8 protein-coding genes are annotated in these 12,162 nt (G+C 48.4%); 2 read left to right on the top strand and 6 right to left on the bottom strand.

Annotation, left to right across the window (positions count from 1 at the left end):
- The first annotated feature begins 52 nt into the window (after positions 1-52).
- Both GWC95_RS05075 and GWC95_RS05070 read left to right on the top strand, forming a co-directional pair.
- A complete protein-coding gene (locus tag GWC95_RS05075; RefSeq protein ID WP_237722082.1) occupies positions 53-1,171 on the top strand; it encodes an MFS transporter in 1,119 nt (372 codons plus the stop codon).
- Positions 1,172-1,306: 135 nt separating this feature from the next.
- On the top strand, positions 1,307-1,762 hold the full coding sequence (locus tag GWC95_RS05070) for a hypothetical protein (protein ID WP_161817614.1): 456 nt from the start codon (positions 1,307-1,309) through the stop codon (positions 1,760-1,762).
- 88 nt (positions 1,763-1,850) lie between these two features.
- On the opposite strand, the gene GWC95_RS05065 is transcribed toward GWC95_RS05070, so the two are convergent.
- From GWC95_RS05065 to GWC95_RS05040, 6 genes are all read right to left on the bottom strand, one after another.
- Positions 1,851-2,981 carry a glutathionylspermidine synthase family protein gene (locus tag GWC95_RS05065; RefSeq protein ID WP_161817613.1) on the bottom strand — a complete coding sequence of 377 codons (1,131 nt, stop codon included), beginning with the start codon at positions 2,979-2,981 and terminating at the stop codon, positions 1,851-1,853.
- A 50-nt stretch (positions 2,982-3,031) separates the two neighbouring features.
- Positions 3,032-3,382: a hypothetical protein gene (locus tag GWC95_RS05060; protein WP_161817612.1), complete on the bottom strand. Its 351-nt coding sequence runs from the start codon at positions 3,380-3,382 to the stop codon at positions 3,032-3,034.
- Between the two features lie 12 nt (positions 3,383-3,394).
- Positions 3,395-3,736, bottom strand: coding sequence for a hypothetical protein (locus GWC95_RS05055; protein ID WP_161817611.1), 342 nt, complete (start codon positions 3,734-3,736; stop codon positions 3,395-3,397).
- A gap of 483 nt (positions 3,737-4,219) precedes the next feature.
- Complete coding sequence (locus GWC95_RS05050; protein ID WP_237722081.1) at positions 4,220-4,621, bottom strand: hypothetical protein; 402 nt, start codon at positions 4,619-4,621, stop codon at positions 4,220-4,222.
- A gap of 119 nt (positions 4,622-4,740) precedes the next feature.
- Positions 4,741-5,799, bottom strand: coding sequence for an NAD(P)/FAD-dependent oxidoreductase (locus GWC95_RS05045; RefSeq protein ID WP_161817610.1), 1,059 nt, complete (start codon positions 5,797-5,799; stop codon positions 4,741-4,743).
- 57 nt (positions 5,800-5,856) lie between these two features.
- Entirely contained in the window at positions 5,857-12,129 is a 6,273-nt protein-coding gene (locus GWC95_RS05040) for an alpha-2-macroglobulin family protein (RefSeq protein WP_161817609.1), read from the bottom strand.
- Between the last annotated feature and the right edge of the window lie 33 nt (positions 12,130-12,162).

The raw sequence follows: 12,162 nt of genomic DNA, 5'->3' as shown, positions 1-12,162 counted from the left end.
GGGCATCTTTGCAGTCATGAACCAACCGGAAGTCTCAAACAGAACGAAGCGTATGGCTGTGGCGGCGTTCTTTTTTATTGCGGGTTTGTGTTTTGCAAGCTGGGCGAGCAGGATTCCCGATATCAAAACAAAATTTCAATTCAATGATGCCGAGCTCGGCGCCTTGTTACTCGCCCTGCCGGTGGGGTCGATGCTTTGTCTTCCATTTTCCGGTTGGCTGGTCAATAAATTCGTTAGCCGCAGGATCGTAACCATTGCGGCTGCATCTTATCCCTGCATCCTCGTGCTGATCGGCTTTGCCGGGTCCGTATGGCAACTGGCACCCGCTGCGCTGCTGTTCGGTTTTCTCGGAAATCTTTGCAACATATCTGTAAACACACAGGCCGTTGGTGTTGAATCTTTGTATGGCCGGTCGATCATGGCCTCCTTTCACGGTATCTGGAGTTTCGCGGGGTTTGCCGGTGGCGCCATCGGTTCTGTTATGGTTTCGGAAAGCATTGCACCGCAATGGCATTTTGTGGTGATCTGTTCCTGCTCACTGGTCATGGTGTTCCTGTTCAGGCGGTTTATCCTGCGCAAAGATGCGAGCCATCCCAACCAACCCTTTTTTGCCAGGCCCGATGGCATGTTGCTTAAACTCGGGATGATCGCATTCAGTTGCATGGTTTGTGAAGGAAGCATGTTCGACTGGAGCGGTGTATATTTTCAGAAAGTGGTGGAAGCGCCGGTTGCCTTAACCACGCTTGGTTACACGGCCTTTATGGCAACAATGGCCGGTGGGAGGTTTGTGGGCGACAAGATCGTAACGCGTTTTGGTAAACAGAAAGTATTACAGGCCAGCGGTATGGTGATTGCCGCGGGATTGCTTACTGCAGTTGTTTTTCCAACGATCATCGCTGCAACGGCTGGTTTTTTGCTCGTGGGGTTTGGCGTGTCTTCCGTAATTCCGCTCGTATACAGTGCCGCAGGAAAATCAAAGACCTTATCGCCCGGGGCCGCACTTACGGCGGTTTCGAGTATCGGCTTCCTGGGTTTCTTGCTCGGGCCACCTATTATAGGATTTATCGCCCAGGCATCGAGCCTGCGCTGGTCGCTCACCCTGATCGCGGCGCTCGGGTTTTGTACAACCGTTCTTGCATCGGTAATTGATTTTCGCGATGATCGCGCGTAGCGGGCACCATTCACGCGCCACCACCATCCTTTCACCGACACATTGTTAAAGATTTTCTAAAAGCGCGCCTTTTTTTATTTCAATGTAATTGTGGTAAAGGAATTGAATAGAGTAGGGTGAACAAAACTCAGTTGTATGAAAAAAAGTTTACGCTACATTCCTTTCCTCCTAATCATTTTATTCGTGGCACAGGGTTGCACGAAGTCAGTGATCGTTGCCGATGTTCCTGTAGCGGGATCGTGGACACTGAACGAAGCCTATCAAAGCACCGGTAACGGCTGGAGAGCTGTAAGCACAGGGCTTGAGGGCGGTGTATTCGACTTTTACAACAATGGCGCGGCGCAGTACGATGATGGGTACAACCTCATGACCGGCAACTGGAGCATCCGCCGTGTATCATCCGGTTATTATGATGAATACGGAACCTACTACAACGAGTTGCACGACTCATTTGAGATACACGTTTACGACAGCTACACCCGCGGTTCTGCCGACCTGTATTTTGACGATGTCCGGTTTACCGGAAATAAGATCATTGCAACGAATTACAGTGGCGGGATCATTTCAAAATATATTTTCAGAAGGTATTAAGGTGTTGGAGAGAACACAAGTATCAACAAACGCGGATCATTTTTGATCCGCGTTTGTTTTTTCAATAGCAGTAACGTTTTTAGCGGCGCTAACCGATCAGGTGCGGAACAAAGCGGCTCTTGTTATCGGTAACCAGGTTGTCTGCTTCGCGGATGCCCATGCCTGCCGGCTCCTGGCCGATTAACCATGAACCGATCACGGGATAGTGGCCCGAGAAATTGGGAAGTGTGAAGAGGTCCTGGTAAATAAACCCTTCAGCACCGTATTCTCCTTCTGTTTTCTGCAGGGATATGTTTTTCATCACCAGGTCGATGTTCGCCCCTTCGCGCGAAAGAATGGGTTTTTTGACGTAGTTGGTCAGTTTGTTTTCTTCAAAATACGCGGGTAATAAATAAGGACAATCAGGGTACAGTTCCCACATAACGGGAAGTATGGCCTTGTTCGACAGTATCATTTTCCATGCAGGTTCGATCCACAGGGCGCGGTTGCTGTCTTGCAAAATGTTTTTCCCGAAATCGTCTTTCAACAACCATTCCCACGGGTAAAGTTTGAAAATATTTTTGATCGGCTGGTTTTCGAGGTCAACAAATTCTTTCGTGTTATCGTTCCACCCGATATCGTCGATGAAAACAAGTTTGGTTTCGAGCCCGGCCTGTATGGCGCAATCGCGTATGTATTCAACATTGGTAAGGTCTTCGAGTGTTTCTTTCAAACAGGTAAAATACAGCGCGCCGGGGTTGAGATAGGTTTTAAGGTATTTCCAGTAAGCGATCATTTTTTCGTGAATGCTGTTGAACTGGTCCTTCTGCTTGTCAAAATCCTGTAACCAGAACCATTGCACAATACCTGCTTCGTATAAGCTGGTAGGTGTGTCTGCATTGAATTCAAGCATTTTGAGCTCCCCGTTCTTGTAACAGAGATCGAACCTCCCGTAAATAGCAGGATGATCCTCGGACCAGCTTTTTTCGATCTGCGGGATGATCCACTCCGGGATGCCAAATTTGCTGTACAGGTTGTTGTCCATCACATGTTGCACGGCACCAAGGGATAGGTCCCACAATTCTGCCGTTGCTTTTTCGATGAACAATATTTCACTCATCTCCATTTCGTAATACACCGTTTCATCCCAGTAAGGAACATTGGTTGTATGAAATCCAAAGCCAAGTTTTTCTACTTCTGCCTGCCATTGGTTGCGCGGTGTTGTTGTAAGTCTTTTCATTGTTGTCTGTTCTTTGCCCGGGTCCGGGTTTTCGTTTTTGTTGTTCGATATTATCCCCCTACGCTGAATCCGCCTTTTCCAAATCCTCCCCTTGTTACGGCTCCTTTGAAAGCGTTGCTCCCGATGTTGGATGCAGCGCCGATAGCGCCGGAGTAGTAGCCGGCATGGTTGTACCTTCCGTTGTAATAGTTTCCATACGGCCGGAAGGCGTAGTACCAGAGCAGGGCCGTGCCAATGCCGTTTCCATGATACTGACGGTGCACTCTTGTGTAGGGAGCGGTGGAATCGCTGCGTACGTGGAGATTCGTGTTCTCTTCCCAATCTGATTTTGGTTTCGACTGGTTACACGATGCCAGTGCAGCGGTGATCAATACCAGTTCAATGTATTTTGATTTCTTCATTGTTTTGTTCTTTTACCTGATGGTGAGAAAGATCTCGTACTCTTTCTGTACCTGTACTATTTTCTTTTCGCCTTCTTCATTCTCGGCGTCTTTGGTGGTGAGGCCCAGCGCGGGCAACGTATCCCTGTAGACAACGGTTTTGAATTCGTTGTTTTTTATCCAGATGGTGTGGGTGGTTACCAGGATGTCGTTGATGCTGTCGAGGTGTTTTACCTGCACCGAACTTTCGATGGATCCGTCTTTGTTAATGTTCGTGGTTATATCGTTGTTCTTTTTCTCACTGCATGATAAAAGAAAAAAGATGGCGGCTGCTCCTAAAATCGCTAATACGATTGGTTTCATTGTTGTTGGCATAAGTTGTCTGGTTAAATTTGGTTAATACGGTTCCTGAGCCTCCTGCACCTGCGGGAAGCAGCCATTGGAAAGATAGCGGTAAAAGCTGTTTGTTTACGGATACGACGCATCGATCCGGCTTAAATATTTACCGTGCTGTCTTTGGCCTGAAATGGTTGAGGAACGGGTAGGAATTAGTTTCCTGGCGGTTTGATGTGCTGGCGAAATCTAAAAAGCAGAGATCCGGGCAAATGGTTCATATGTCATGGGAGCGAGGCTCCATTTACTTTGATCCGGTAAAGATATATGCGGGGCGGGCACAGTACATAGCACAATCGTGTCAAGCGGGACTTGCGCCATTACCAATGGTAAAGTATGTGTGATGAGTGGTATTTATCGGGTTTAAACAGGCGATATCTGGTTTGAGCGGTAAGAGTGCAACATTGTTACAAAACCATCCGGCGCCAGACGTAGACTGAAATATTGTTGCAAAACTTGATGTTTCTACATTGTTTCCATCTCGTCCGGGTGGCGTGGTTTCCACCAGAGGTAATAGAAGGCAAGACAGAGTAATCCGAGGGTGAACGGTATGATGGCGAGGTGTTTGAAAGTGTAGGCGCCAAACAGCGGCCGGGTATCGAATTCCATGAACTCGCTGATCATCCAGTACGAGTTGGCCGTGATCCAGATGGTGATGGCGAGGTTGTGGCAGAGTTCAGACACGATCCTTCTTGTGCGCCAGGCGATGATGATGGAGATGATGAGCGTAGGAAAGACCATCACAATCCCCAAGGGCCGCCATACCATGCACCAGGCAACATCTTTGAAGAGCCAGAACACGATGTGGAGGTTCTCCATTCTCCGGAACGATACGGGTATGCGGTAGGTGTTTTGGGGTGAGGACATGCTTGGCCGTTTTATTGCCACGGATTTCACGGAAGCACACAGATGGGCTAAGACAAATCCATGCCCGCTACTTTATCTGTGTTCTTCCGTGAAATCCGTGGCAATAAAAATAATGAAACCTATACCGCACGCCCCAAAATTTTTGTGAACCGCCGTACATCCACCTGCGGCGAAAGGGGCGCCTGGTGAAGGAGGTGGTTGGTGAATTCATTTGAAAAATAGGGGGTAAGCGAGCAGCCTTTTGTTCCCATGCCGTTGAATACCCCAACAGAGGGCATCACAGGATGTAAGCCCGCAAAAGGCCTGCGTTCCATATTGGCCGGGCGCTCGGAGGCCATGTGGTCAACAATCTCGAAAGGGATCCTGAGCCAGTGCCTGAGTTGCTCCTCAACTTTTTTCCTGAAGTCGGCCGAAGGATTCGTGTCTGAAAAATCCCACTCATACGTTGAGCCGATCCAGAAAAGATCCTCTTTCCAGGGAACAATGTTGATGCCCTGTTTGTAAATATTTGTACGCGGCAACCCGGGGATGCTGGCAATGATGGCCTGTCCCTTATTTCTTGCATAAGGTAAAAGACGAAACCATGGATTTTCAAAGCCTGCCACACCTTCGCAGCAGATGATCTTTCCTGCGGTGATGTTGTTCCAGGTGATGTGGTCGGGTTCCACTTTGCAATCTTCCCATTTGAACGTGGTTTCCAGGAGGTTGTTTTCGCTTAGTAACTGCGCGCGCCATGTTTCCAGTAACGTGTTGATGTCGATCAGCCAGCAGGGATCAATTTCCCCGATACTGAAATGGTAGTTGAAATAATTTCTCCACCGATCTGTATCTGCCGGTGTTTTCAGGTACTCTTTTTCGATGGGCTGCCGCTCCGCAAAGGCCATCACCATCTGCGGTGTGGGATGAAAATCCAGGATGTTGCATTGGCGTACCAGCGAGCCGTTGGTATTCTCCCATTCTTTGTACGCTTTTACTGCATAAGGCATCAGTTTTTCGATCTCCCAGGTTCTCACCAGCCGCCTTCCGGTGATGGGGTTGATTACCCCGCTTGCCACCTTTGAAGCTGTAAAGGGTTTGCCCTCATCAATCACACACACGGTTTTGCCCGCACGCAGCAGGTCGCGGCTCAGGAAAGTTCCGGTAATGCCTTGGCCGATGATGAGGTAGTCAACATTCATTCCGCAAAGAAAAGGTTTTCCGGTAAGCTAATTTTCTTCGTTCCTTTTTTGCCAATCCTATTTCGACACGCGGATCCTGATTCCCCCCGAATGGGACGTAAACTCCGGCGCATACATACATTGTATGCTCGCGGTGCCCACCGAGAAGATACCCGTGTGTGTGATGAACAATGGATAATCAAAAACATAAGTCCCCTTTCTCAAATGATCGATGAAAAAATTGGTGCTTGCGTCTTTGGTGTTTTCGTAATAGCCCAATCCATCCTGCCATTTGTACCCGCTCAATACATTCACAGGCTCCATGCTGGCGGCGCGCATGTCTTTCAGGTGTAAGTAATCAATGTCACGATCGCTGCGGAGCTCGAGGCGTACAATTATTTTATCGCCGGTTTTCAGTTCTTCGTTGTCTTTAACAGGATCGAGCACCACACCCTTATCGGTATTGCGTTGTATGAACAATTTTTTGGTGACCGATAACGGCGTTGCCGCGGGTGTGATCTTGTCAAGGTCCTCAAAATACTGCCAGTAAATATTGCCCCAACTCGGGGATGTGTTTGTGGCGGAAGGCCGCGACTGGTTTTTGGAATTGACCGTGACAGTGATATCGCCCATTGCCGGCGTTACATTTTTTCCATCGATCCTTTTTTTGAAATAGCCTGTGCCCGCTTCTGTTTTTTCATTTGTGTTGCTCAATGTTGTTTTGCCGAGTTCGATGGTAACGGTTTTTTCTGCATCGAGCCAATCGGTTCCATTTAACAGCAGCGCGTAGCATGCATCGGCTGTTGCGATGGTGGTGCGCCAGTTGTTGGTTTGCTTATTGAGAAGCAACCATGTTTTCATCGCATTGATGTTTTTTACAAGCGCCGGGTCGGGTTTGTTCAGGTTCAGTTCAGCTGCGAAAGCGATCATCATGCTTTGGTGTTCGATGGGTGACTGGTACCAGAAACCGGTATAGGTTGTTTTCCAGTACATACCCTGTTTCGAATCCATTACCGTGTTCTCCAGCAATGCCGGGAAGATGGTTGCTGACGCGAGTTTTTCTTCGTTGCTGCGCAGGAAGACCAACCCAAGCTTCGCCTTGTAATAATTGTTTTGTTTGATCCAGAATTGTTTTGCCTGCCCAAAATAGTAATCGTATTCTTTTTGGGATTGAATGGCAATATCCCTGAAGAAACTGCGCATGAACAGGTAATCGATCTGGCTGGGGGATACCTGCTGTTTGGCCAGGTCCGCTTTGTTTTTGATCAGCCAATTGTAGTCGGCGGCAATTTTTGCGTCTTCGTATTTCAACGCGCTAACCAGGATATTGCGCATGCGCTGGCTAAGCTCGGGCGATAGTGCGCCGAGGCGTTTCAATTTTCCAATACCCGTAAGTATGTAATTCGTGATGTACCTGTCTTCGTTTCCCCCCTTGAACCATGGGAACGATCCGTTCGGCAATTGCATGTCCCTGAGTTTTTCAACCAGTGTTTCTGTTTGCGAACCGATCCTGGCGAGATCAAACAGCAGGCTTATGTTTTTGCGTTGCTGCGCTTCGCTTTCTGCCTGCATCACCCATGGTGTTTCCTGGAGAAGGATCTGTTTGAGTTCTTCGTTTTTCTGCAGGTTGCTTTTTAAGGTGCTGCTGTCTTTTTTCCATTGTTCAAAAACCTGTTTCAGTTTCGGGTGTTTGTTTACAATGTACGATGCAAGCGCGTTCGCATACAAACGGTTGAAAGTCTGTTCAGCACATTCGTATGGATATTCCATCAGGTAAGGCAATGCCTGTACGGCGTACCATACCGGGTTGGTGCTGTATTCGATGGTGATGGCCTCGTTTGTTAAGCTTTCGCTTTTGTTGTTTTTTAATTTGCTTAATACAAAATGTTGTGTTGTATCGTTTGGTAAAAACAGGGGTAATGTTTCCGTAACAAGCATGCGGTTTGTTAATACAGGTAATGTATTCTCTTCCCCGTCACCCATATCGCCCGATACTGCTTTGATGCGCCAGGTTAACGGGCGGTTGTAGCTGAAGGGGATCTGTATCGGGAACTTTACCGCGAAGCTTTGCCCTGCTTCCACCGTAAAATATTGCAATGGAAAAACATTCTGAAACCATCCGTCAACCGAAGTGTTGCTTACGGGATCGATGAGTTCGAGTGTTACCTGTCCTGTGATTTCTTTCTCCGTCATGTTTACGATCTTCCCGCTGAATTCCATATTGTCGCCTTCGCGCATGAACCTTGGGGCATTGGCCTGTACCATTACTTTTTTCTGGGTGAGGATGGTGGTGCTGCCTGCGCCAAAAGCAAGATCCCTGGTGTGTGCAAGCGTCATCCATTTCCATTTGGTCAGCGATTCCGGCATCGTAAAACTGAAACTGAATTTGCCGGTGCTGTCTGCATAAAGTTGCGGGAAGAAGAATGCTGTTTCATTAAAGTTTTTCCTTACAACGATCTCCACCGGTGTTGCGGCTGCATTTTTTGTTGTGATCACGATCACTCCGTTGGCTGCTCTCGCACCCCAGATGGCGGCGCCCTGCTCCTGCGTTAATACTTCGGTTGACACGATATCACCGGGCGCAATGGCGGCTATGTCTGAAACAATTTTCCCATCAACAACATACAAAGGCGCGGTGGCCCCGTTCGCAGACGCCTGGCCGCGGATCTGTACCGTGCCGGGTGCCATTGATTTGATTGTTCTGACATCTGTAACCACTTTCTCATACAATACCTGATCGCCATAACCCACCCTTGCTCCTGCAACGCTGCCGGCAAACGATTCATACAGTTTTGGCGGAGCCGGCATGTGTTTCAGCGACCAATAGGTTGTTGCATCGTAAATAAACTGGTCGAAAGTATTTTCAGTTACAGCTGCCGTTGGCATCGGCAGGTAATTTTCTTCACTGGTAACCGCGATGCGGAAATTCTGCTGGAACTGGAAATTCGTTCTCACGTTGCTGGCCCAGAGCTCCGGTTTTGCCCAGCTGTGCGGTTTGAACTGGTCGAGCGATGCATCGTACATGCCTGTTAATAATTCCGCAGCAACTTTATTGCCGTCTTTTCCTTTTACGGTTACGGTCCATTTTTCTTTGCTGCCGGGTTCCGTTTTGTCGCGGTAGCTTTCATAACCAATGCTGAGCATCTTGTTTGTCCATGGAACCTTTACAACGTAACTGTTTGCATATACCCTGTTGTTGTACACAAACACTTCGTTGATCGTAACATTGCCGCGGTCTTTTTCGTCCGGCGTATAATTGATCGTATGAACGCCCTTGTTCGCATAACTGAAATTGTATTCGGTCCGCGTTTTTGCGGCAACAGGATGTTCTGTTTGTTTGATGATGAATACGCGTTCAGGGCGTATGCCTGTGAGGAAGGTTGCTTCTTCTCCCGGCTCCACTTCATCCCTTACGATGTGCGTATAAGCCGGGCCGTTGTTGAGAAGAAACGCTGCCATGTCGTTTTTATCGAACAGCAACAGGTAGCCCGTCTGTTTTACTTCCTTGCCCAACTTGTCTGTTGTAATGGCAACGATGCGGTACCGGCCGGCAGACAACTTCCCTGCGGGAACGGTTACGCCTGCCTGGTCTTTTGTATAAATGGTTTCTTCAAAAGCGATCCCGGTTGACGGCCAGTTTTGCAATTCTGGTTCGTCGCCGTACTGGTCATCCGGGAAATATTTGCTGAATTCTTCTTTTGATAAAATGAACTGATCCGGTTGTGACAAAAGCCGCTGGCGCTTGATGGGCTGTTCGATCAGTTTATACACCATCACCTTAACCTGTGCGGGTTCTTTTTCCTGGCTGAAGTTCGTGGTATTGATGAGGATGGTTTGTGCGCTGTCTTTGTTCCCGGTTTGGTTTGCCGTTATTTCGAGCAGCAGCGATTTAAAGCCTACGTTCACTTTGGCGGAGGCGCTGCGCGTTTCACCGCTCACATCTGTTACGTCTGTTGAAATGTTGAATTCAAACACAGGGTCGCCGGTGCTGTCCGTTATATCATCGGCAAATGCAGGGAACTGGATGGTGAATTTTCCCTGCGCATTTGTTTTTACCACGCCGTGGGCGATCTGCGCGCCATTGTCACGCCCCGGTGCGATGCGCCTGAACCACGGATCGAGAAATCTTTTGTTCCTTGTGATGTTATAGTTTACGGATGCGCCATCGATCATATTGCCTGAAAAAGCTTTCGCCGTTCCGGTGATGGTGATCACATCATTGAGGCGGTAACTTCCTTTTGGTTTATCGATCGTAACATCAAAGGTCGGGCGCTTGTATTCTTCTACCTGGAAGTATTGAGAGGAATAAAAATCACGCGCCTCCAGGTAGAAAGTTCCCGTTAATACATTTTGCGGAATATTGAATTTACCTGCGAAGGAGCCGTAACTGTTCGGTGCGCCGGTCAAAGAGTCAATCGTTTTTCCATTGGCATCCCTCAGGTAAACCTTTACCGAATCCTTCGTAATGAGTTTGCTGAGCTTTGTCTCGAAATCTTTTGTTGTGGCAATTCCCTTGAAGAAAATTTGTTGCCCGGGCCGGTAAATAGACCGGTCCATGAAGAAAAACACTTTGCGGTTTTGTTTTTCGTAGGTATCGGGTGCGTTCTGTCTTTCCGTATTGCGGTAAATGTATTCGCTGGCATAGGTGTTCAGCGTATCGCCCGGTGTAACAAAAATATACCCCATGTTCATACCTGCGGTGCTGTTTTCGGTTGCGGATGTGGACACCATTCCATTCTGGTCGGTGTTCGTTACAGCAACCGTATCGATCCTGTTTGTTCTTGTTCCCGGTACATAGGTCTGTTTTGTTGTGATCACCTTTACGTTCTTCATCGGTTCGCCCGTTTGCCTGTTGAGTACAAAGAGGCGACCGGTTGTTTTTACGTAGCTGATCGATGATACGTGAAAATATTGCACGGAGATCTTATCGGCCGAGTCAACAAAGCCACTGTTGTTGCTTGTCATAAGCACATAATAACCGGCAGGCAACTGGTCGATCTTAAAAGCGGCCGTATGCTGCTGGTGGTCCTCACTTGCCGGGAGCTGTTGCGCAAACATGCGGTAGGGAACCCGGGCGGCGGCATGTGTAAAATTAATGGCGGTGCGGTCGAACACCGTATCATTGGGCATCACGCGTATGATCCTTCCATACAAAGCAGGGGTATTGCGGTAGATCACCGATGCGAGAATGGGTTTGCCGGGAACGTTCACAAGTTCTGTTTCTGTTCTCAGTTCTACCCGTTTGATCTGCGCCGCCAGGTTTTTCATTTCTGCAACGCCGGTGTTGTTCCCTTTAAAATGCGACAGCCCTTTTTCGATCAACTGTAGAGCGGTTACATAGCCGTAGCGGTTTGCAGTGTCCTGTAATGCGGAGTAGGCCCCGGCTTTGTCTGATTCCAAAGCTGCAAGCAAATACCATACATGTGCCGTAGCCGTTACGTCCGGATACTGGTTGATGAGTTTTTCCAGCGTTTCTTTATACAACGCATCCTTGCCTGCAAAAACCGCGGCTTCGTGTACCCATTCAATTCTTTCCAGGTCAACGGTTACCAGGGCATTTTTGTCTGCGTCGTTGCGGTGAAACTGGATAAGCTGTTTATACAGGTCAAGCGTGAGCCATTTGTAGGAGCTGCTGTCGTTTGTTTTTACCTGCGACGACAGGAATACTTCAGCGGGTTTCAGGGTGTTGGGATCGCTGAGCAGGAACTCGCCTTTTGCCGTTGGCGGAAAGATGCTATACCTGAAATGATCAATGGCCGCGTGTGCAACCAGGTCGAAAAGCGTGGGCCTCAGGTTAAGCGAGTCTCCCTTAATGATGATGGCGCCGTACAAGGCATTTTTTTTCTGTTTCAGGATGTCTTTATACTGCAGGGCACTGGCAAAGGCGGCGCGTATCGAATCGGCAAAATCCCCATCGCTCCATGTTGTTATGCTACCCTTGGGTGTGTTAACGGTCTGTGCACGGTCGCGGATCGTCCACCTCACCCTGTTGTAATAAAAAATGTATTGCTGTGCAAGGTTGTTGTATAATATCGCCCTCTGTACCGGGTCGGTTGTGGCCCTGATCTCTTCTTTGAGCGTATGGATCGCTGCCACGCGGTTGTCTTCCACCACTCTTTGCTCGAGGGCAAACCGGTAGAGCAGGGCCTTCACCACCTGGTCGTTCAATTGCCGCTGTTTTGCGCGTTTGTAAAGCTGGTTAACCTTGGCCAGGGCGGTCTTGGTAAGGTCGTCTTTTTCGATGTTGTTGTCGATCTCTTTCCATTCTTTCTGAAAAACAGTATCCTGCTGTGCCCATGCGCCCAAAGAAAAAGTAAGTGCTAAAACAAAAGTAAAAATGCGTGCTGTCATGTACCGGTTTTTCAGATTAAAATAGGTTGTTCA

Source organism: Sediminibacterium roseum (assembly GCF_009939005.1).
GTDB classification, from domain to species: Bacteria; Bacteroidota; Bacteroidia; order Chitinophagales; family Chitinophagaceae; genus Sediminibacterium; species Sediminibacterium roseum.
Note: the sequence above shows the minus strand (reverse complement) of the source record. Positions and strands in the feature narration are given on the sequence as shown.

Coding starts and splice junctions, on each gene's coding strand:
- GWC95_RS05040 (WP_161817609.1), bottom strand. CDS start 12,129: ATGACAGCACGCATTTTTACTTTTGTTTTAGCACTTACTTTTTCTTTG.
- GWC95_RS05065 (WP_161817613.1), bottom strand. CDS start 2,981: ATGAAAAGACTTACAACAACACCGCGCAACCAATGGCAGGCAGAAGTA.
- GWC95_RS05070 (WP_161817614.1), top strand. CDS start 1,307: ATGAAAAAAAGTTTACGCTACATTCCTTTCCTCCTAATCATTTTATTC.
- GWC95_RS05050 (WP_237722081.1), bottom strand. CDS start 4,621: ATGTCCTCACCCCAAAACACCTACCGCATACCCGTATCGTTCCGGAGA.
- GWC95_RS05045 (WP_161817610.1), bottom strand. CDS start 5,799: ATGAATGTTGACTACCTCATCATCGGCCAAGGCATTACCGGAACTTTC.
- GWC95_RS05075 (WP_237722082.1), top strand. CDS start 53: ATGGCTGTGGCGGCGTTCTTTTTTATTGCGGGTTTGTGTTTTGCAAGC.
- GWC95_RS05055 (WP_161817611.1), bottom strand. CDS start 3,736: ATGCCAACAACAATGAAACCAATCGTATTAGCGATTTTAGGAGCAGCC.
- GWC95_RS05060 (WP_161817612.1), bottom strand. CDS start 3,382: ATGAAGAAATCAAAATACATTGAACTGGTATTGATCACCGCTGCACTG.